This window comes from Olavius algarvensis spirochete endosymbiont (genome assembly GCA_900608495.1).
Classification (GTDB): Bacteria; Spirochaetota; Spirochaetia; order DSM-2461; family DSM-2461; genus UBA2779.
The window spans coordinates 1-21,480 of the sequence record UWYT01000113.1 but is presented as its reverse complement, the minus strand read 5'-3'; the positions used below and the strand labels follow the sequence as shown (position 1 = coordinate 21,480).

Sequence of the window (21,480 nt, the reverse complement as noted above, 5' to 3'; positions counted from 1 at the left end):
TACTATACGGTTGCGCTTGAATCCAGTCAAGTGCTGCTTCTCCGCCCATCCCCAATAAAAACCTTTATTTTCTTTATTTTCAATTGCGGATACTTGTTTTTAATTTTTTTGAGCAGACTCCCCTGCATCATCAATATCCTCTGGGACCATCCCGGGTGATCTGTTTCTAGAAGCAGAACATTGTTCTCAATATCCCGAGGGAAAACATGCATAGCAACCTCTGTGCCAGCTATTTCATCCCACCCAACAGACATTCTGGAGTATTCACGCTTCTCATTGGAGACAAGCTCTTCAATCAATCTTCTTATCAGTTCTCCGGCATGAATGAAATTCTCATTTTCTATCATTAAAAACTCCTTCTTTCATTTCATAGATTATGGAGCCCCACTTTCTCCTGCTTGTTGCCTCGCCTGGGAGAAAGGTATAAAAGATTTGTTCCGCCTCCGGTAGTCGATCGAGAAACTTTCTGCGTTTCTCTGTATCCAGTTCAAGAAGAACATCATCAAGCAGTAACAAAGGTTTCCGCCCTGTAAGCTCAGAGTATAGACGGGCTTGCGTAATTCTGAGCACCAGAGAGAGGAGTCTTCGCTGACCAGTAGAGGCGCTCTTCGCAAAATCACGGCCAGTAGTCATAAATTTGTACTGATCTCGGTGAGGACCACTCCCGGTTATACCTGCTTCCATGTCTTTTTCCAAGTTTTCACTAAGAATTATCATCACCTCATCAATCTTCTTCGCATTTCTCCAAGAGGGAAAATATTCCAATCTGACAGTTTCCTCCACTCCGGAAATCTCCCTATATAATGAATCAAAAAAATTCCCAAACTCTCGTATTAAATCACCTCTCCTCTTTGAGACAGCCAAGCCTGCATGAGCCAGCTGTTCGCTAAAATACTCAACCAAATTCTTTTCCCTGTTTCTTATCAAATAATTCCTCTCCTTAAGAGCTTTCTTAAACCTCCTTAATTGATCAATATACAAGGAATCCTGCATACTCAAAGTTTGGTCGACAAACCATCTCCGACGTTCCGGGGAGCCACTCACAAAAAGAAAATCATCATGAATAAAAACAATGGTCGGTATCCTATCCAACAGTTCTTTTCTATCATTAACATTTTTTCCATGCAGCTGGATAGTTTTCTTCCCATCGTTCCATGTAACAGATAGGGTTCCACAGGGCTCACTCGGTGTTTGTATCTGCCCATATACTTTCATAGTTTTCGAATCCCATCTTACTAGTTCGCTAAGGTGTCGAGTTCGAAACGAAGATCCATAGCTTAGGAGATAGAGCGCTTCCAGAAAGTTGGTTTTTCCCTGCCCGTTTTTCCCAATAAGGTGTATTTGGGGGGCATTGAGATTAATCTCCCCATCAGCAAGATTTCTGAAACCACTGAAATGAACCGATCGAAACCCCAAAAATCATTCCATTTGCATCGGCATAACTATGTGAAAAAATGTTGATTCCTCAAGGGAAACAATTGTAATGGCTTTGTGCGAATCGGTGAATTTTACGAGGATGCTTTCCTGCTCAATAACTTTGAGCGGATCGGAAAGATATGAATGATTCAGAGCGAACTCTATTCTAGGCCCGTCATAGTGGCAGTCTATTTTCTCCTCGGCCTCACCAATTCCGCTTTCATCAGATTTCAATACAATGCCACCTCGCGAAAGCGATAGTAGAATTCTCTTAGTTTTCTGATCCGAGAGCAATGATACACGACGAAGAGCGTCACTTAATTCCATTCTATTGATTGTGAATCTGGAATTCTGATCTTCAGGTATTACACGGGAATAATTTGGAAACTGCCCATCTACCAGGGCGCTTGTAAGCTTCTGTTTATCAAAATGGGCGAAAAGTATTTTATCTGCCACAGCCAAATTGATATCACCTTCTCCGGAGGCCAGCTTAACAAATAAATTTAAAACTTTTGGTGGTATGATTATCCCCGGAAAATCAGGTGTTTCTCCCTCCTGGACAGCATAAACGTGACTCAAGCGTCTACCATCCGTTGCAACCATTACAATCCTGTCCCCTTTCAACTCCATATAAACTCCGTTCATAAAATAACGGGTTTCATCTCCGCTTATAGCGAAGATAGTCTGTCGTATCATGTAAACGAATTTTTTTTGAGACAAAGAGAAAAACTGAGCTTCTTCCGAATTGGGTATCTCCGGAAAATTATCCGCAGATATACTATGCATTTGGAATTTGATATTCCCTCTATTCTCTATTGTTATTTTGCCTTCCTCCTCTATGAAAAAAACATCCCCATCTGGGAAGTTTCTTAGTATTGCAAGGAATTTCCCACAGAAGAGAGTAGCTTTTCCTGGAGATTCCAAAGAAATTGGTATCTGTGTTTCAAAACTCACTCTAAGGTCAGTTGCTTTAATTGTTAGAGTGTCATCATGGGCATCTAGCAAAACACTGGAAAGAATAGAAAGGACATTGTGTGAGGAAATTATTTCGTTTGCTACTACGATTTCTTTCAAAACAGCATTCTTATCGCAAGTGAATATCATTATCATCCTCCAAACACTTGATAATAAGGGTAACAAATATCGGATTCAAGTGGGCTTCCTTACTGTTTATTCACAATGTCTATAAATCCTATTTATTAAATTCTATATAGTAGCAGTAGTAGTAGGGCTTGTGGAAAAGTGGATAAACTGAATTTCTCTTTTCAAAACAACATTTTGTTTTGTGGTTTTATTGTTGGTAAATAAATTGATATTGGGCTTTTTATCAACATTCTTATAATCGGAGGGTTTAATAAACATTCATTCCACAGGCAAAGGCCATTTATCCACAGTTCCCCATCGTTTTTTTGCTTACCTTTTTTACTCAAGATTTGCCTTTCTCCGTTGGCGACCAGGAGTTTGAAGCTTATCGGCGAGATTTAGCTATCTTCTTTTATTGTTCTTTTTATTTCATTAACAATTGGTTCCAGGGTGGGGTTTCCCTTCATCAGATCTTCTATCCTTTGGCAGGCATGCATAACTGTTGTGTGGTCTCGTCCACCAAATTCGAGGCCTATTTCGGTGGTTGAATAGTCTGTAATTTCTCTAATTATGTACATGGCAATTTGTCGGGGGAAAGTTACTCTCTTGGTGCGTTTTTTCCCCTTAAGATCTGCGAAGGTGATATTGAAATATTCAGAGATTGTTCGTTGTACTCTATCAATAGTTATATTCGAGGGTATAGCGCTTGTGAAGGTACCTTTCAGTTGTTGCTGAGCGATTTCTGTCGTAATTTTTTTTCCAACAAGTTCCGCATATGCAATCATCTTCGTAAGTGATGCCTCTAAATCTCTTATGTTAGTTGTAACATTTTTTGCGATGAGTTCCAGAATTTCATCTGGAATATTTGTGGAAAATGTTTCAAGTTTTTTTCTTAGAATGGCGTGGCGAGTCTCAAAATTGGGGGGTTGAATGTCTACGTTGAGGCCGCGTTCAAAACGGCTCTTCAATCTGTCTGCAAAATTGCGTAGTTCGGAGGGGGGTCTATCGCAGGTAAATACTAGTTGTTTTTTTGCATCGTATAAGGCATTGAATGTGTGAAACAGTTCTTCTTGAGTTTCCTTCTTGTTTTGGAGATCGTGAATATCGTCTATGAGTAAAACGTCCACTTTTCGATATCTGTTTTTGAACTTGCTTTGTGTTTCGCTTTTTATCGAATGAATAAATTCGTTAATGAAGGTTTCAGCAGTGATGTATTCGACTTTTTTATCTTTTAGCGAATAGTGAATGGAGTTGCCGATAGACTGCATTAGATGAGTTTTGCCTAAACCAACGCCACCGTATATCAAAAAGGGATTGTATGCCCCGCCTGGATTGAGCCCAATTGCCTGTGCTGCGCTGGCTGCGAAAAAATTATTGCCTCCTATTACGAAGTTGTTGAAATCGTAATCTTGTCGAAGTTGATGATGGGGCTTTCTTTCATGTGATTGATTGAGGTTTTCAGTTGTGATTTTTTCTGGATTATCAGAGGTTTTTGTGTTTTTCCGAACTTCGAAATTAATGATTATGTGAGATCCTGTTATGTTGCTTACACGGGATTGCAATAAGAGTAGATACCTTTGTTTGATTTGATCGCGAAAGAAGTTGGAGGGGACACTTAGAGTTAGAGTATTGCTTTCTCCCTTGATGAAGTACATTTTTTTAAACCACATATCATGTTCCTGTTCCGAAATGTTTCCATCTTCCCTTAGCTGACGGATGGTTTCAGTCCAGAAAATACTATACTCGTTTCCGTTCATACAATTTTTCAAAGCTAAATGTGCAAATAAGAAAACATACGCAGGCTCCGCGGCAATATTCAAAAAACAACAAAATTTGATGATAGTACTCTTGTTGCGAAAGCAACAAGAGTAAAAAGGAATAAGATTAGATATTAACTAGACCGCCAGCCAAAAAAATGATACATTGTGTTGGCTGCTTCTTTCAGTAAGGAATCATAATGAACAGTTACGATGCTCAGCATATACAAGTGTTGGAAGGCCTTGACCCGGTGCGAAAACGGCCGGGAATGTACATAGGAACCACCAGCAGCGAGGGATTGCATCACCTGGTTTATGAGATTGTGGATAATTCTATAGATGAAGCGCTGGCAGGATATTGCAGCAAGATTGAAGTGCACATCGAGGAGGAAGGGTCGATCCGAGTGGTGGACAATGGCCGGGGAATACCTGTGTCGGAACATCCTGTTGAAAAAGTTAGCGCTTTGGAAGTGGCTATGACGCGCTTGCATGCTGGCGGAAAGTTTGATAAGGGGACTTACAAAGTCTCTGGAGGTTTACATGGAGTTGGAGCTGCTGTCGTAAACGCACTCTCCGAGTGGTGTGAGGTGATTGTGCATCGCGACGGTAAGATTCATTTCCATCGTTATGATAGGGGAATACCCACAGGCTCGGTGGAAATAATTGGGGAGACAGATATCACTGGAACACATTCTCGATTTCTTCCGGATAAGGAAATATTCGAAGAAGTAGATTTTAGTTACGACCTTCTTTCCAAAAGACTTAGGGAATTGGCATTTCTTAACAAGGGGATAGAAATATCTCTCATTGACAAAAGGATAGGACGAAATCAAAATCGCACGTTCAAATTTGAAGGTGGGATAAAATCCTTTGTTCGCCATTTGAATAAGAGCAAAACACCTCTTCATGAAGAACCCATTTGGTTTGAAGCTGTTCGGGAAGGCGTTACGGTTGAAGTGGGAATGCAGTATAATGAGAGTTATAATGAAACTTTGTTTAGTTTTGTGAATAATATAAACACTCGAGAAGGGGGCACCCATCTAACCGGTTTTCGATCCGCGCTTACGCGAACAGTTAACGAACTTCTAAAGGATTCCAAGCAGGGTAAAAAAATGGATGAGGCGCTTTCGGGAGATGATGTACGTGAAGGACTTACTTGCGTTATATCTGTCAAGGTGCCTGAACCCCAGTTTGAAGGACAAACAAAAAGCAAACTTGGAAATTCAGAAGTTCGAGGATTGGTTGATAAGGTGGTTAGCGAAAATCTCTTCTCCTGGTTCGAGGAACATCCCAAGATAATAGACAGCATCCTGGAAAAAGCGGTAACAGCGGCACGAGCGAGAGCAGCGGCGCGACGAGCTAGGGATTTGACTCGACGAAAAGGGTTCCTGGAGGGTGGCGGACTTCCGGGAAAACTTGCGGACTGCTCCGATAGGAATCCTTCTAATTGTGAGATTTACATTGTCGAAGGCGAATCAGCCGGTGGCAGTGCCAAAATGGGAAGAGATAGAAAATTTCAGGCCATACTCCCGATATTGGGGAAAATGGTCAACGTGGAAAAGACTCGTCTGGAAAAGGTTTTGGCAAATGAGAAAATGCAGCCGATCATCCAGGCACTGGGCGCCTCTGTTGGAAACGATTTTGATGTTTCGAAGCTTCGATATAATAAAATAATAATTATGGCCGATGCGGATGTCGATGGATCTCATATTCGCACGCTGTTGCTGACTTTCTTTTTTCGATGTATGCAGCCAATTCTTGATAATGGTCATATTTATCTCGCTATGCCGCCACTTTTCAAACTTTCGTCAGGGAAAAAAACAACGTATGCCTACAACGAGGTTGAAAGAGATGCAATAATTTTGAAATGGGATAAAAGCAAACAGATTAACATTCAGCGATACAAAGGATTAGGAGAAATGAACCCGGAACAGTTATGGGAAACCACCATGGATCCTGATACCAGAAAAATAAAGCAAGTTAAGTTGGAAGATTTCGTTGTCGCGGATGAGATGTTTACCACTTTGATGGGTGAAGAAGTACCACCACGAAAAAAATTTATTGAAGATAACGCGCTTTCTGTCGCTAAATTGGACATCTGATTGAACTACGCGTGCATCTAATCTGAAGGATCTATCGATGAACGAACGTCTTGGCAAGACTATACCAATTGCAATTGAGGAGGAAGTAAGGGAATCCTATCTAAATTATGCGATGTCGGTAATAGTGAGCCGTGCCTTACCGGATGTGAGGGACGGATTGAAGCCGGTACATCGACGAATTCTCTATTCCATGAGCGAGATTGGCCTTCGCCATGACAAACCATATAAGAAGTGTGGCCGTATTGTCGGGGATGTTTTAGGAAAATTTCATCCTCATGGCGATCAATCCATATACGATGCACTAGTTAGATTAGCGCAAAATTTTTCTCTTCGTTTTCCCCTGGTTCAGGGGCAGGGAAACTTCGGTTCGATTGACGGCGATCCACCGGCGGCTATGAGATATACCGAAGCTCGTTTGGCGAATACCGCCGACGCGATGCTCAAGGACATAAAGAAGGAAACAGTAGACTTTGAACCCAATTACGACGATTCCATAAAAGAGCCCACGGTATTACCGGCAGCCATACCAAATCTCCTTCTGAACGGATCAAGCGGAATAGCGGTGGGGATGGCCACAAATATGCCCCCGCATAATTTTAGAGAAGTTTCCGCAGCGATATGCGCACAAATCGATAATCCGGAAATCACCGCCGATGAGCTTTTAGAATACATCCTGGGCCCGGATTTTCCAACCGCCGGCGTAATCCATGGTACAAAGGGATATCGACTTGCTGCTCATACAGGAAGAGGCAAGGTGGTACTCCGGGCACGTCATCATGTGGAAGGGAGTGATAAGCAGACTTTAATTGTCACTGAAATTCCGTACCAGGTTAATAAGGCAAATTTGATTGTTAGAATTGCTGATTTGGTTAGAAATAAAAAAATTGACGGCATTGCCGATCTCCGTGATGAATCAGATAGGGGAGGAATGCGAATTGTCATTGAACTTAAAAAAGGTACTAATCCTCAGGTTGTACTGAACTCTCTCTTCACGCATACCTCCTTGCAGGTCAATTTCAATATCAACAATCTTGCGCTTGTAGACGGCAAACCGAAATTGCTGAATCTGAAAGGTATGATTGCTGAATTCATTAAACACCGGCAGCTGGTTGTGCGCAGAAGCTGTGAATTTGAATTAAAGAAAGCAAAAGAACGAGAGAGCGTATTAGTAGGCCTAAAACTAGCTCTTGCAAATATTGATGAAGTAGTTGAGATAATCAAGGAATCGAAAACTGTTGCCATCGCGCAGACAAAGCTGATGGATAGATTTGAAATATCCACAATGCAATCCCAGGCAATATTGGACATGAAGCTTCAGAGATTAACCAGTTTGGAAGTGCAGAAGATTCTTGATGAATTGGGTGAGATACGAAAAAAAATAGCTTTTTTGGATGATTTATTAAGCCACGAAGAAAAAATTCTCACAATGATAAAGGAAGAGACGACGGAGCTTTCGAGCAAGCATGGCAGCAATAGAGTAACAAGGATAAGTCCGGAAGAAGTTATTCAAGTAAATATTGAGGATATGATAGATGAAGAAGATGTGGTTGTTGTGATATCCCATCGGGGTTTTATCAAAAGGATATCGGCAAGCCTTTATAGGGAGCAGGGGCGAGGCGGGAAGGGTGCGAAAACTAGTGATTTGAAAGAAAATGATTTTATCAAACATGCTTTTTTAGCTTCGACGCATACCCATATCCTTTTTGTTACCAGTGCCGGGAAGGCGTATTGGATTAAGGTTTTCGAGATACCGGAGGGTTCACGAACCAGCAGAGGAAGGCATTTGCAGACAATACTTGAGTTCGAGAAGAACGAAGATATTACAGCGATGGTCCCGCTGGAGGATTTTAACAGTGAGAGTTCTATCTTCATGGCCACGAAGCTGGGTTTTGTTAAGAGGATTGCTACCTACGATTTCAGGAATGCGAAAACGCGGGGGATTGTTGCGATCCATCTAGATGAAGGTGATAGTTTGGTTGCGGCAACTTTGGTTAATGCCGGGGAAGATGTTTTCATTGCAACTCGTTACGGGAAAGGACTTCGTTTGTCCGGAACCGCTGTCAGGATGATGGGCAGGAACTCCAGAGGTCCGCGTGGAATTCGAATGGCGATTGGAGATGAGTTGATGGCGGTATGTCCTGTCAAATTGGATGAGACAATGTTACTGGTTTCCGAAAAGGGATATGGCAAACGAACCCGATATGACGACTTTTCTCCACATAGTCGTGGCACCGGGGGGCAGAGAGCTTATGCAACGAATGCGAAAACAGGATTACTTGTCTCCGCACTGTCAATTCATGAGGATGATAGCTGCATAGGTATCAGCGCACTAGGCAAGGCGCTTCGATTTGCGGCAGGGAAGGTATCGATAATGGGCAGGACGGCTTTTGGAGTCAGAATTCTCGACATGTCTGATGATGATTCGGTTATAGGGATAGTACGTCAGCCAAACGGAGATAGCGAAAACAGGGATGTCAGCGGATATCTGACAGAGGAAAAAGAATGAATCCTGATGGGGATAAATAGTTGATATAGAGAAACGTCTAAAATGAGACTGAAGTCACGTTTCACGTGAAACATTGAGGGGCGTTGATGCCAGAATTCTTTCGTTACAGTACCAACAGACATTAGATAACAATGTGTGAATGCTTCACAATGGATCGATTCTCTGGCGAAAAGCTTTGACAGCCTGCTTATATTTTTCAGTTAACTCGAGTTTCTCTTGTTTTGAAAGAAAGCAGGCCTGGACAGATTTGAGATTTAATTCGATAAGATAGTCGACTGTCCAGCCGAAATTGATTGCGGTTTTTTCATAGTCGTCCACTAAATCGGAATCCTGTATTGTGGGATCGTCGGATGCAATTGTTACAGGGACACCGGCTTCGGTGAGTGATTTCATTGGATGAGTAGCTTCATCTTGCCACGCACCAGTTTGCCGATTGCTGGTAATGCATTGAGCAAGGAAGATGTTTCTATCTCTTAAAACTTTCTGAATTTCGATGTCTTTGTGTGCGGCGACCCCATGACCAATACGATCGGCATGTAATTTTTCAATCGATATCCACATGTTTTGAGAATCGGAAACTTCCCCCGCATGTATATCTATGCCGTATCTGCCTTCTTTTTTTACCACATCGAAAAAAGAGGAGAACTGTTCGGGTGGATAAGTCAATTCATCACCGGCCAAATCAATTCCCACTACTCCGGAAAGATCGATTTCATGAAATTTCCTGTAGATTTCCAGCATTTCTTCCGCAGTTTGCATCCCACGGTTGAAGGTAAGAAGATATCTAATCTTCAGGTTGATTTCTGCTGCCGCGGCATCGGCGGCGGAAATGATGGTTTTGGTGACTGCCTTGTAATCGAGTTTAGTTTGCTCAGTGAAGTGCAGTGGATTGAAACGCAACTCCATATAGTGCAATTTTTCTTTAGCAAATGATTTGACAGAATCGTAAGTTATACTCTCGATATCGCCCAATGTCTTATACCAGAATTTCTTGAACTTGCTAAGGAATAGAAGGAAATCAGGTGCATGATCTTTCGGGAATTGGAAGGCTTTCTTGAAATCCTCAATATTTTTGGGGACGTCAAGTTCATTTTTCAAGGCCAGCCTGAAGAGAGAATCTATCGGGTAGGTTCCCTCAAGATGGCGGTGAACCTCTATTTTGGGCAATTTTGTAAGAATACTTCTGTCGGGTTGTTTCCCGCCAGCTTCAGCATACTCTGCGCGCTTCATGTAAAATACCTGCACCCGCGGGGACGAAAGGAATCCTCGCTATCAGAATTATAATCTAAGGATACCAAACACGAATTGGCATCGGATATCGACGATCTTTACCATTATCGGATGATCTTCGGAAAACCGTTACCCAATGAGAGGAGGTCAGGGTCTTCTATAGCATACAAGTATTGTGAGAATAGTCACCTGGGGAATGGGTAAGCATTTTCCCTGATGGCAATCAGCTTTACCGCGCTTCGCCGGGATAGAGTTTTCAAACAGGAATTCCTGTCTGTTGGCAGATCAGTATCCAGGGTTGGTTAAGCAAGCCTCTGGTGCTATGATTGCCTAATGGGTCGTACTGTGGTTTTTGCGAACCAAAAAGGAGGGGTAGGTAAAACAACCTCGACAATCAATATTGGGGCCTACATGGCCGCGAAGGGTAAGCGTGTATTACTTGTAGATCTTGATCCGCAGGGGAATTTAAGTAGCGGTCTTGGCGTCTATGAGAAGACTTCGGGTATCTATGATGTACTGATTGGCAAGGTTCCGGCGGCCGAAGCGATCGTGAAAACACCTCAGGAGAATATGTACATACTGCCATCAGACCTCAGTTTAACTGGTGCGATGGTGGAATTAGCGAATGTGGAAGATCGAAACTGTTTCCTTAAAAGAGCAATTAATTCGCAGATATCCGCTTTTGACTATATCCTGATTGATTGCCCACCTTCCCTGGGGATACTCACCCTTAACGGGTTTGTGGCCGCCCAGGTGGTTATAGTTCCATTGCAGTGTGAGTTTTTTGCGCTTGAAGGGTTCATGAGTATGCTTTCCCAGACAATCAAGAGGGTGCAGGTTAGTCTGAATACCAGATTATTGGTGGGGGGAATTATTTTTACTATGTACGATTCTCGTACGCGAATTGCCCAGGAAGTCATTCAACAGATGAAAGAGGCCTTTAAAAAGAATCCAACGCTTTTGTTTAAAACGGTTATTCCGAGGAATATACGTCTTGCGGAAGCTCCCAGCCATGGAATTCCTATCAATATCTACGACCCGCTTTGCATTGGCGCCCGCAGTTATGCTGCTCTTACCGAAGAGGTGTTGAGGCGTGTTTAAGAAAAAAGCCCTGGGCTCCGGACTCGATGCGCTACTGGGGGAAGGACTGGATTTAACAATATCCGGCGAAAAAAATGATGGACAGGTTAGACTTGTCCATATCGATAAGATTAAACCAAATCCCGAACAGCCTCGTGAGTACTTTGATGAAGAAACTCTTGCGGAACTAGCCGAGTCAATTCGACAGCAGGGTGTCCTCCAGCCGATACTTGCGGAAGAGAGAGAGGATGGAACTTACACGCTGATTGCTGGCGAGAGACGCTTGAAGGCCAGTAAGCTTGCCCGCCTGGAGAAAATCCCCGCCATTATCAGGGAATTTGCATCTGAGCAAAAATTGGAAATCACCCTGGTGGAAAATATACAGCGGGACAATCTCACTCCTTTGGAAGAGGCAAGGGCATATCGTCAACTCATAGATGTTCTTGGTTTGTCTCAGCAGGATATGGCGGACAGGGTGGGGAAAAAAAGATCCACGGTAGCCAACAGCCTTCGTTTATTGAAGCTGCCGGATAAGATGAAAGAAGCCATCGATGTGAGAGATATCAGTGCAGGGCATGCCAGGGCCTTGTTGACAGTGATGAATCCAGCAGATCAAGAGCTTCTGTTTAACAGGATAATTGAAAAATCGTTGTCGGTAAGAAACGCCGAAGCGATGGCGGATGATATGAATCGCGGGTATAGGGGAACTAAGAAGGCTAAAGCCAAAGAGCCCCTGAAGAATGAGGGAAACAATCCGGAACTTAGAGACATTGAACAGAAGTTTGTGGAAGCACTTGGAACAAAAGTTCTTCTAAAAGGGTCTCTATACCGGGGGAAGGTTGAAATTTCTTGGTTTGATCGTGAAGATTTGGAAAGAATCTATGCATTGATTGTTAAAAGGCGGGACTAACCTTGCCTAAGTGCACAATCTTTTCATATCGTGCGATTCCAGCGGGATTAGATGTGCAATTGACTTGGTTCAGATTCTGGATAGGATATGCTTCTATTGGAGGGATGACCGAGTGGTTTATGGGGCTGGTCTTGAAAACCAGTGCAGGGCAACCTGCCGTGGGTTCGAATCCCACTCCCTCCGCTTCAGTAATTGCTGTGGGTGGAACAATTCCGCAAGGCCACCTGCCTTATTGATGTTGCGGGCATCTCATCATTAAGGTATAGATCGAACATCCGCAAAGGATGTTGAAACTGTACGCCAGGCAGATTGAGAATCGGATTCACAACGGGTTCTTACTGGCAAGGGGGAACGGGTAAACACCATAAAACCAGAAAAAAGCTAGTGATGCCTGCTCCGACTGGAGCAAACCATTCACAGCTTCTTCAATTTTTATATCGATGTTAAGTCGGAAAACGAGAAAAGATATCTCCCGGCTTGATTCAAAGCGTTAGAGGGAACCAACAAACGATTTTGCCATGGGATGCCACAAAGTTCGCGGATAGGGCTGCTTTGAATACGGCCGGAAAAACTAAAAAGGCAGGATTAATCTTCTTGAGCCTTGGCATCCCAATCTGTTTCATGCACTTCGCCAGTCTGATAAAACTGGCGGACTGTTTTTATATAATCCAGGAAATCCTTATTCTCTTCGGCCAGGCGATTGGCGGCATTCCAGTCAATTTCAGTTCTTTCTTTCGCAGGAATCATAATTTGGCTCTCTGAGGAATTCTCAGAATCGAGCTTGATAAAACCAATACCGTGTAAACCGGCCAGCATGCGAAGTTCTTTTGACGTGTCAGCGCCTTCGATTTCATTGGCCACCAGATATCCAAAATTGGCCCATGATGAATTACTGACTGTCTGGAAAAAGGCTTCTCTTACGTTGGAGCTATTAATCAGGATTTTGACTTCAAAGGACCATAGTTTGTTTTTCTTATCTGCATACTGCTGCACACAATCCTTGATTTCACGGTGCCAATCCTGGCTTAAATCCTCCATACCAACCAAATCTGGATAGAGCCACTTATTACCGCCGGCACTGCGAGACTTACGGGAGCGTTTCTCGTCAATCCTCCTGCTATAGATTGCAAGTTCAGACCACAAAAACTCGCTCAGGATGGAGTAAAGATCGTGTTCTTTTATGATTGCGGCATTCGGATCAGCCGCGGATGCCGTCGCGCTGCTCTCTGTACGCTCAATTTCGTCGCTGTCACTTGAATCGGTATAGTAGAACTTCCGAGGCCGGGCTTCGGTAGTTTTGATTTTCGGATTCATTGCTTGCAACCGGGGGCGCCGTGAACCTATTTCAGCAGCAATCTGCTGAAGCAGGGCCGCGTCAGTATCAAGCGGAGTTACTTTTGCTTTGGAACGATTTTGTTTTTGTCGGCACTCATCAGGGTAGGTTTCGAATATCCAGGCTGCAATCTCACGAGCAGTAAATTTTTGTTCCGGATTTTGCTTTAAAAAACCAACAGTCACCCCCAACAGACTAAATCCCATGCGTCAATCACCTCAGCTTTTTCGTACTCCTTACACGGTATCAATTTCGATTTGGAATTACAAGTAAAGCAGCAGGGAGACACCTTCTTTCCTCGGCAGTTGTCCGGAGGTCAGTCATAAATTTGAGGCTGTGAATCTTGAATCACCTGCCGACTGCTGAATCAAGAATAAGGTACATAAGCAGTTGGCTGGATGCCGCCGAAATGGTGTTTACCATGATATTTTTACAGATTCATATGCGGCTATACGCGAGTATCAAAGCCGGCCTGCCTGGGAGGTGTTCGCTCCTCGGGGCATGGCTTGTGATAGGGATGTATCGACTTCGAGTTAAAGGCGGGCTTTTTTGGCTTCAAGATGAGGTGAGGTGCAACAGGTGACGCCGAGGTTTGCATCTTCTATGCGGGGTGTTGCAACGCGAAGCGATGTAAAGGACAATCTAGGGAGGATTACACAACGATGTTGATTAGTCGCCCGTTTCGATAATTTGGAAAAGGTGCGAGAGTGGTTGAATCGGGCTCCCTGCCAAGGCGTTCTGTGGGTTGACTGCACACCGAGGGTTCGAATCTCTCAAGTGCAGATGATTGAAAGCGTTTTTGACGCTACCCCGAAAGGAATGGCAATCAGGATTCGTATGACCGCATGACGATGCCTCTCAAGGCTGGACTGCACGGAACAACGCCACGGGATCGGTCTATTCAAACTGCGAATTTGTTGTTTGGTAAGGAAAATATGCCTGCGCGCAAGAGCTGGAGTTTGATTGGGCTATTTTGAGTCCGGAAGAACAGTGGTGGCGCTTCAATCAAGGGAATTTTGAACTTTGCACGTGGCGTATCCAACAGGAACAACTCTCTCCGCTGCCCAGAATACCCGCCGCATGTATGGCCCTGGCGATCTGGATGGTATTTGAGTTTGCCTCCCGTATCGATGTCGATAAAAACCAAAGCGGTGACGATAAGAAAAGCATCAAACTGGTTATCACACCGGATAAGATATGCCTCATTAATGGGTGCAGTATCGACGTCTGCTCGCAGCCCCTCTAAAGAGGGGTGGCAACCAAAGTGCGCCTGCGAGTTCTGCCAGCAACCTGCCGTCATGGGCGCAATTATAAGGAGGCGGCATGTTACTCAGACCAAGACAAAAGGAGCTCGTCTCCAAAACTGTTGATGCGCTCTACACTCACGGCAATACGCTTGCTGTCGCTCCGGCCGGTGCGGGCAAAACGATCATGCTCTCGGCTGTGCTGGATCGGATGTTCAAGCGCGATATTGAACGGGCCTGCGTTCTTGCTCACCGCGATGAACTAACCTTTCAAAACGAAGGTAAATTCAAGCTCGTAAGCCCCTCGCTATCTACCAGCATTTTTAACGCCAATGAGAAAAATTGGGATGGCCAGGTGGCGTTTGCGATGGTGCAAACTCTCTCCCGCGAAAACAACTTAATCTCGTTGCCCCCTTTGGATGCACTGGTTATCGATGAAGCTCATCACGCCCGGGCTGACAGCTATATGCGGGTGATTGAACACGCCCGGCGCATCAATCCGGACATGAAGCTTCTGGGCATGACGGCCACGCCCCATCGCGGTGACAAGAAGGGTCTTCGCAACATCTTTTCCAATGTTTCAGACCAAATCATGGTTAAGGAACTGATTGCCTCGGGCCATCTTGTTCCACCGCGCACTTTTGTGATGGATGTGGGCGTTCAGGAAGAGCTGAGGAGAGTCCGCAAGACTGCCCTTGATTATGATATGGGTGCGGTCGCTAACATCATGAACACACGCCCCATCAATGATGCCGTTGTTCAGCACTGGAAGGAAAAAGCCGGAGATCGCCAAACCGTTGTGTTCTGTTCCACGGTTAATCATGCCCGCGATGTGATGACGAGCTATCAAAGCGCCGGGATTACCACAGGCATGATTTGGGGCGATATGAGCGAAACAGAGCGCTCCGACACTTTGAAGGCTTACGGCAAAAACAATCTGCAGGTTGTTGTCAATGTCGCGGTACTGACGGAAGGCTGGGACCACCCGCCAACTTCCTGCATCGTACTGTTGCGCCCCAGCTCTTACAAATCAACCATGATTCAGATGATTGGCAGGGGTTTGCGGACTGTTGATCCGGCTGAGTTTTCCGGCGTCATCAAGAAAAACTGCATTGTTCTGGATTTTGGCACTTCGATATTGATGCATGGTTTTCTTGAGCAGGAAGTTCAGCTGGACGACCGGTTTGTAGAGGGTGATGCGCCTTACAAAGATTGCCCTGAATGCGGTGCTGATGTCCCGCTTGCCAGCAAGGAATGTCCGCTATGTGGCTATGTCTGGGAAGGACAGCCCGAGGCTGCTGCCACTCAGACAGCTGATTTTCGCATGACGGAAATCGATATTCTCAAGCGCTCCAATTTTTCCTGGTGCGATCTGTACGACAATGACCGTTACTTCATTGCAACCGGCTTCGAGGCGTGGGGCGGTGTCTTTTATCTCGACGGTGAATGGTATGCGGTTGGCGGGCGCAAAAAACCCTCGCATCTGGTTAAACTTTTGACTGCTGGAGAACGCAATGTGTGTTTTGCCGCTGCAGATGACTGGATCAACCGGTTTGAGACAGAAAGCACTGCCCACAAACAAAGGGACTGGCTGTATCAACCGGCCACCGAGAAGCAACTGCGCTGGCTTCCACCGAAATATGATAACAGCCTGACCCGATACAAGGCATCGGCGCTGATGACTATGGAATTTAACAGAACTGATATTCGTCGGGTTATCGAGAACTGGAGGGCGCTGCATGACTGATCCCGCCTGTTGCGAACGGGACTGCTTGGCAAGGACATTGCGTCCGCCTGGGGAATATGTCGCCGGGACTGGCACTGATGCCGCACTTACGGAAAGATCGTTTCTCGTCAATCCTCATAGATTGCGGTTCAAACCACAAAAACTCAAGGACCAGGATATGAGTAAAGATAGTGCTCTTTTATGATTGATGATTGCAGCATTCGGAACAATTGCGGATGTCGTCGCGCTGCTCTCTGCAAGCTCGGGCTTCGATCGGTTTGATTTTCGGAACTTTTTTTGCAGCCGGGGCGCCCGGCACCTATCTCAGCAGCAATCCGCTAGGGCAGTGCCGGCATCAGTAACAAGCGGATTTACTTTTGTTTTGCCGTCACTCATCAGGGTAGGTTTCGAATATCCAGGCGGCAATCCCGCGAGCAGTAAATTTCTTTCGAATTTTGCTTTAAAAATCAACAACCGCTTTTCAAGTGATTAAACCCCGTACGTCAATCACCGCAGCTTCTTCGTGCTCATTCATGGTATCATTTTGGAATCACAAGTAAAGCAGCAGGGATATACGGCTGTACGCGAGTATCAAAGCTGGCCTGCCTGGGATGTGCTCGCCCCTCGGGCCATGGTGTGATAGGGATATATCGACTCTGCGTTAAAGGGAGGTGGGCAACAGGTGCTGCCGAGGCTTGTATTTTCTCTATGTGAGGTGTTGCAACGCGAAGCGATGTAAAGGACAATCTAGCGAAATTATGATTAGTCGGTCGTTTCGATGCTTTGGAGAGGTGCGAGAGTGGTTGAATCGGGCTCCCTGCTAAGGAGTTGTGTGGGTTGACTGCACCGAGGGTTCGAATCCCTCCCTCTCCGCCATTAAACAAAAAAACCGGTTCTCTGAAACCGGCTTTTTCGTATCTGGCCCCTTGTAGCCGGGGCTTTCCAGCGCTGAAGGTAAAGTCGATAAGGGCATCAGTCATCCATTCCCCGGGCAGCACACGCCATACCGTGCTTCGGTTCGTGTAGAAATACCATTCTTTCACTGGATCTAAACGCGGCTCCCAATCCACGTCGACAAACCGGCCATCACCATGGTTTTTCGTCACCACGCCAATCGCTTTGATATCCATCATGGAGACGGTCTGACCCTTGCTGTCGAAAGGCAGGTTACGCTTTTAGGGTATAGGACGATTTGATGGCAATCTTGTCGCCAGGCTGCATGGAGCGAACGACATCAAGGTATTTGTCCTGGTAGCCGTTTTGCCAGACGCCTTCGGTTATGAAACGCTCGGTCTGATCCTCGCTACCTTTGCCGTAGGATGCGCCAACAAACCAGTAAGACTTCGGTGTGGATGAACTGCCAGCACGCCTTGAGATTTCATCAAACACTGAATCAAGAACCGGGAGACCATGCTTTGCAAGCACAGGGCGGAGTCGGACTTTCAATTCAGCCTGTGTACTGCTCTTTTTATGCCAGTCGGTAAACTTTTTTGACTTGTTAACTACCTGATTGATTTCAGAATCAACAATCTTCGTCTTATCGCTATCGAGAGCAATATTCTTTTCCGCGGCCTGATCTATCAGGAACTGTTCCAGGCTGCTCTGTTTTGATTCATTAATCGTAATTGTCCGCTTTTTTATACGACAACCATCACGGTTGATTCAGTTAATCAATAAGGTTATTTACTCCAGGAATTCGAGAGTGTCTCAGCCTGCTTGAGCACAAGCTCAACGGCTTCTGTCGTTTTGTCGGGCGGGTATTCGTAACGCCACAATGTACCCCGCACCAGAATCTTCAGCTTGGCCCGAACGCTATCGCGTACTTGCCAGTCGACAGTGGTTGATTTGCGTAGCTTGCAGGTAATCTCAGTAGCGATTTTCTTCAGGGTCTCATCGCCAAGCTCACGAACCGCGCTTTCATTATTGGCCAGGGCATCATAAAAGGCAATCTCATCGGGGTTGAGTCCCAACTCGGCCTTACGCGCCATCTCCGCCTGAAACTCCTTGGCCATCTGGATAAGCTCCTCGATAACCTGTGCCGTCTCAATGGCTCGGTTGTTATACTTGCGCAGGGTCTCCTGCAGCCGCTCAGCGTACTTCTTCTCCTGAACCACGTTGTTGCGGGTCTTGGCCTTGATGTCGTCCTTGAGCAGTTTTTCCAGCAGCTCAACGGCCAGGTTCTGGTGCGGCATCTGCCGGACATCTTTCAGAAACTCATCGGAGAGCAGGCCGATATCGGGTTTATCCAAACCGCACAGGCTGAACACATCCGCCACGCCTTCGGCGATGACGGCGTTATCCAATATCTGCTTGAGCACGGAATTCTTCTCTTCCTGTGTGCGCTTCTTATCAACCGAGGTGAACTTGCTGATAGCCGCCTTCACCGCAGAGTAAAAGGCGATCTCCTTGCGCAGGCCTTTGGCCTCGTCCAGCGTGCTGCATAGTGAATAGGCCTTGCTGGTGGCCAGTACCAGATCGAGAAAACGCTTCTTGCCATCTTCCAGTCCCAGCACATAGTTGGCGGCAGGCACCAGCAGCTTGTGTGCGTCGGTCTCGAATCCGGAAATATCCAGACCATCCGATTGCGGTGTCTTGGCAAACATCCCCCGAATGGCATCCAGCTTTTCCAAAAGAATCGCCAGCGCCTTTTCGGCACGAAGGGTCGGTTCACCTTTGCCCTTGGAGTCGGTGTAGGTCTTGAGCGCCTGTTTCAGCTCATTGGCGATGCCGATGTAGTCAACCACCAACCCGCCTTGCTTGTCCTTGAATACCCGATTCACCCGGGCAATGGCCTGCATCAGGTTGTGTCCCTTCATCGGCTTATCGACATACATGGTATGGCAACAGGGGGCATCAAAACCGGTCAGCCACATATCACGTACGATCACCAGCTTTAGCGGGTCGTTTTTATCCTTAAAACGCTTCTCCAGTCGCTTCTTGGTTTTTTTGTTGTAGATGTGGGGTTGCAGCAATGGCTTATCGGAAGCGGACCCGGTCATCACGATTTTGATCGCACCTTTTTCCGGGTCGGGGTCGTGCCAGTCGGGGCGCAAGGCGACAATCTCATTGTAGAGCTGGGCGCAGATGTCCCGGCTCATACCGACTATCATCGCCTTGCCATCCATGGTGGCGGTACGTGCTTCAAAATGGTCGATTAGATCGGCAGCCACCTGCTGCAAACGGGGTGTCGCACCCACAAGCTTTTCCAGTCGGCTCCATTCACCCTTGGTTTTTTCTCGCTGCCCAACGTCTTCTTCATCCTCGACCACCTCATCGACTTGATCGGAGAGCGCCTCGATCTCCTTGTTGTTCAGCTCCAGCTTGGCCAGGCGGGACTCATAGTAAATGGGTACGGTCGCACCATCGTCCACGGCATCCTGAATGTCGTAGATGGAGACATAATCGCCGAAGACCGCCCGGGTATCTTTATCCTCCTGCGATATGGGGGTGCCGGTGAAACCGATAAAAGAGGCAAACGGCAGCGCATCGCGCATGTGCTTGGCATAGCCAAACTTATATTGGCCTTCAGCAGTCAGCACCGCCTTCAGGCCATACTGGCTGCGGTGAGCCTCATCGGAGATCACCACGATATTGTGGCGGTCATTGAGTATCGGGTGGCTGCTCTCCTCATCGCCATTTTCATCTTTAACTAAGGCAAACTTCTGTACCGTTGTAAAGATGATGCCGCCCGATTCACGCTCAGCCAGTAGTTCTCGCAGCTCGTCCCGGTCGTTGGCCTGTACCGGCGTCTGTTTCAATAACTCCACGGCATTGCTGAAGGTGGCAAACAACTGTCCGTCCAGATCATTGCGATCCGTCACCACGATCAAGGTTGGGTTGTTCATCGTCGGTTGCTGTAACAGCTTCCCGGCATAGCAGCACATGGAGAGGCTCTTGCCCGAGCCCTGGGTATGCCACACCACACCGGCCTTTTTACTGCCGGGCACCACCCCATCGCCATAGGTCGCCCGTTTTTCGGCAACCCCTTCAATCTCTTGCGCCGCTATCACAGTTGCCTTTACCGCCTCGCGCACCGCATGGAACTGATGATAACCGGCGATTTTCTTGATAATCCCACCGCCTGCCTGTCCGGCAGACAGGTCGGTTTCAAACAGCACAAAATAGCGGATGTAATCCAGAAACAGTTTCGGGTCAAAGAAGCCGCGCACCAGTGTTTCCAGTTGCCACTCCAGCAGCGGCTTGTCGTCCTCACGCTCGATTGTGCGCCAGGGCATGAAGCGCTCCAGGCTGGCGGTGAGCGAACCGACACGGGCGGTACAGCCATCACTGACCACCAACGCCTCATTGAAGATAAACAGGTCGCTGATCTCATCCTTATAGGTTTGCAATTGATTGAAGGCATCCTCGATGTTGGCGTTCTCGTCACTGGGGCTTTTCAGCTCCAGCACCGCAAAGGGCAAACCGTTGATAAAACAGATCACATCAGGGCGGCGCGGTTGCTTGGTGCCTCTGATGGTGAACTGATTGATGGCGACAAAGCGGTTATTGGTTGACTGATCAAAATCGACCAGGAAAGCATGGTCGTTGTGTACCTCATCATCCTGCTTGTATTCGACTGGCACGCCTTCTAGCAGCAGGCGATGAAAGGCCCGGTTGTTGGTAACCAGATCCAGGCTTTCTGTCTGCGAGAGCTTGGAGACCACCTGATCGAAGCACTCATGCGGCAGGTGCCGGTTGATACGGGTAAACGCCACTTCCAGATCGTGCTTTAGCATCACCTGGGCATAATCATCACGCTGAAGGTCTGTGCCACCTGCCTTGCCGTCAGGCAGGTCCGGTGCAATGTCAGGTCCGTACAGCACATCCCAGCCGCCTTTGCGGAACCAGTCCAGACAGCGGTTTTCGAGTTCTTCTTCATTCATCGATTTTTTCCTCAACTTGATCTTCTTCTTCCGCGGACAGGTACTGCAATAACACCTCTCTGTATGCTTGTTCATCAGTGCTGAACAAGATCTTACTGGCGGACATACTCATAGTTTGATTTTCCCCTAGCGGCAATTCATAACCATCCACATTGTCGCCATTGATTGCGAACTTGGGCCAGAGCGGGGAATTAAGGTGGTATTTTCTCC

General features: G+C 46.4%; 16 protein-coding genes and 2 tRNA genes. 8 read left to right on the top strand and 10 right to left on the bottom strand.

Going from position 1 to position 21,480, the window contains the following annotated elements:
- Positions 1-26: 26 nt before the first annotated feature.
- The 4 genes from S1OALGB6SA_RS02930 to dnaA all read right to left on the bottom strand — a co-directional run bounded on the left by S1OALGB6SA_RS02930 (position 27) and on the right by dnaA (position 4,256).
- Positions 27-347 carry a DciA family protein gene (locus S1OALGB6SA_RS02930; RefSeq protein ID WP_052080231.1) on the bottom strand — a complete coding sequence of 107 codons (321 nt, stop codon included), beginning with the start codon at positions 345-347 and terminating at the stop codon, positions 27-29.
- Positions 334-1,416 carry a DNA replication/repair protein RecF gene (recF, locus tag S1OALGB6SA_RS02925; protein ID WP_037563770.1) on the bottom strand — a complete coding sequence of 361 codons (1,083 nt, stop codon included), beginning with the start codon at positions 1,414-1,416 and terminating at the stop codon, positions 334-336. The genes S1OALGB6SA_RS02930 and recF overlap by 14 nt, the downstream gene beginning before the upstream one ends.
- Before the next feature lie 3 nt (positions 1,417-1,419).
- Positions 1,420-2,520 (bottom strand): DNA polymerase III subunit beta, encoded by a 1,101-nt coding sequence (gene dnaN / locus S1OALGB6SA_RS02920; RefSeq protein WP_124032508.1) that lies wholly within the window; start codon positions 2,518-2,520, stop codon positions 1,420-1,422.
- Positions 2,521-2,897: 377 nt separating this feature from the next.
- Positions 2,898-4,256, bottom strand: coding sequence for a chromosomal replication initiator protein DnaA (gene dnaA / locus S1OALGB6SA_RS02915; RefSeq protein ID WP_037563768.1), 1,359 nt, complete (start codon positions 4,254-4,256; stop codon positions 2,898-2,900).
- Between the two features lie 200 nt (positions 4,257-4,456).
- Between dnaA and gyrB the strand changes: the two genes are divergently transcribed.
- Complete coding sequence (gene gyrB / locus S1OALGB6SA_RS02910) at positions 4,457-6,358, top strand: DNA topoisomerase (ATP-hydrolyzing) subunit B (RefSeq protein WP_037563767.1); 1,902 nt, start codon at positions 4,457-4,459, stop codon at positions 6,356-6,358.
- Positions 6,359-6,395: 37 nt separating this feature from the next.
- Entirely contained in the window at positions 6,396-8,864 is a 2,469-nt protein-coding gene (gene gyrA / locus S1OALGB6SA_RS02905; protein ID WP_124032507.1) for a DNA topoisomerase (ATP-hydrolyzing) subunit A, read from the top strand.
- A gap of 144 nt (positions 8,865-9,008) precedes the next feature.
- On the opposite strand, the gene add is transcribed toward gyrA, so the two are convergent.
- The gene (gene add / locus S1OALGB6SA_RS02900) at positions 9,009-10,094 is read right to left on the bottom strand and encodes an adenosine deaminase (protein ID WP_124032506.1); all 1,086 of its coding nucleotides are present in this window, start codon (positions 10,092-10,094) and stop codon (positions 9,009-9,011) included.
- Positions 10,095-10,427: 333 nt separating this feature from the next.
- Between add and S1OALGB6SA_RS02895 the strand changes: the two genes are divergently transcribed.
- The 3 genes from S1OALGB6SA_RS02895 to S1OALGB6SA_RS02885 all read left to right on the top strand — a co-directional run bounded on the left by S1OALGB6SA_RS02895 (position 10,428) and on the right by S1OALGB6SA_RS02885 (position 12,267).
- Entirely contained in the window at positions 10,428-11,195 is a 768-nt protein-coding gene (locus S1OALGB6SA_RS02895; protein WP_124032505.1) for a ParA family protein, read from the top strand.
- The gene (locus S1OALGB6SA_RS02890) at positions 11,188-12,084 is read left to right on the top strand and encodes a ParB/RepB/Spo0J family partition protein (protein WP_124032504.1); all 897 of its coding nucleotides are present in this window, start codon (positions 11,188-11,190) and stop codon (positions 12,082-12,084) included. Before S1OALGB6SA_RS02895 ends, S1OALGB6SA_RS02890 begins: the two co-directional genes overlap by 8 nt.
- A 98-nt stretch (positions 12,085-12,182) precedes the next feature.
- Positions 12,183-12,267: transfer RNA gene (locus S1OALGB6SA_RS02885), tRNA-Ser, on the top strand.
- Positions 12,268-12,669: 402 nt separating this feature from the next.
- On the opposite strand, the gene S1OALGB6SA_RS02880 is transcribed toward S1OALGB6SA_RS02885, so the two are convergent.
- Both S1OALGB6SA_RS02880 and S1OALGB6SA_RS02875 read right to left on the bottom strand, forming a co-directional pair.
- Entirely contained in the window at positions 12,670-13,623 is a 954-nt protein-coding gene (locus tag S1OALGB6SA_RS02880) for a COG2958 family protein (RefSeq protein ID WP_124032503.1), read from the bottom strand.
- Between the two features lie 695 nt (positions 13,624-14,318).
- On the bottom strand, positions 14,319-14,717 hold the full coding sequence (locus tag S1OALGB6SA_RS02875) for a hypothetical protein (RefSeq protein WP_124032502.1): 399 nt from the start codon (positions 14,715-14,717) through the stop codon (positions 14,319-14,321).
- Between the two features lie 23 nt (positions 14,718-14,740).
- On the opposite strand from S1OALGB6SA_RS02875, the gene S1OALGB6SA_RS02870 reads away from it, so the two are divergent.
- The 3 genes from S1OALGB6SA_RS02870 (at position 14,741) to S1OALGB6SA_RS02860 (ending at position 17,263) form a co-directional block, all read left to right on the top strand.
- Entirely contained in the window at positions 14,741-16,408 is a 1,668-nt protein-coding gene (locus S1OALGB6SA_RS02870) for a DEAD/DEAH box helicase (RefSeq protein ID WP_124032501.1), read from the top strand.
- Positions 16,409-16,592: 184 nt separating this feature from the next.
- Positions 16,593-16,880 (top strand): hypothetical protein, encoded by a 288-nt coding sequence (locus S1OALGB6SA_RS10565; protein ID WP_124032500.1) that lies wholly within the window; start codon positions 16,593-16,595, stop codon positions 16,878-16,880.
- A 292-nt stretch (positions 16,881-17,172) separates the two neighbouring features.
- Positions 17,173-17,263, top strand: a tRNA-Ser gene (locus S1OALGB6SA_RS02860).
- Positions 17,264-17,554: 291 nt separating this feature from the next.
- Here the strand turns inward: S1OALGB6SA_RS02860 and S1OALGB6SA_RS10560 are convergent.
- The 3 genes from S1OALGB6SA_RS10560 to S1OALGB6SA_RS10075 all read right to left on the bottom strand — a co-directional run.
- Positions 17,555-17,944 (bottom strand): type I restriction enzyme endonuclease domain-containing protein, encoded by a 390-nt coding sequence (locus S1OALGB6SA_RS10560; RefSeq protein ID WP_306766978.1) that lies wholly within the window; start codon positions 17,942-17,944, stop codon positions 17,555-17,557.
- Positions 17,945-18,066: 122 nt separating this feature from the next.
- Positions 18,067-21,270: a type I restriction endonuclease subunit R gene (locus S1OALGB6SA_RS02845; RefSeq protein WP_124032499.1), complete on the bottom strand. Its 3,204-nt coding sequence runs from the start codon at positions 21,268-21,270 to the stop codon at positions 18,067-18,069.
- Positions 21,263-21,480 (bottom strand): hypothetical protein (locus S1OALGB6SA_RS10075; RefSeq protein ID WP_230204382.1); only part of this gene is annotated, 218 nt, incomplete at its 5' end. The genes S1OALGB6SA_RS10075 and S1OALGB6SA_RS02845, both read right to left, overlap by 8 nt.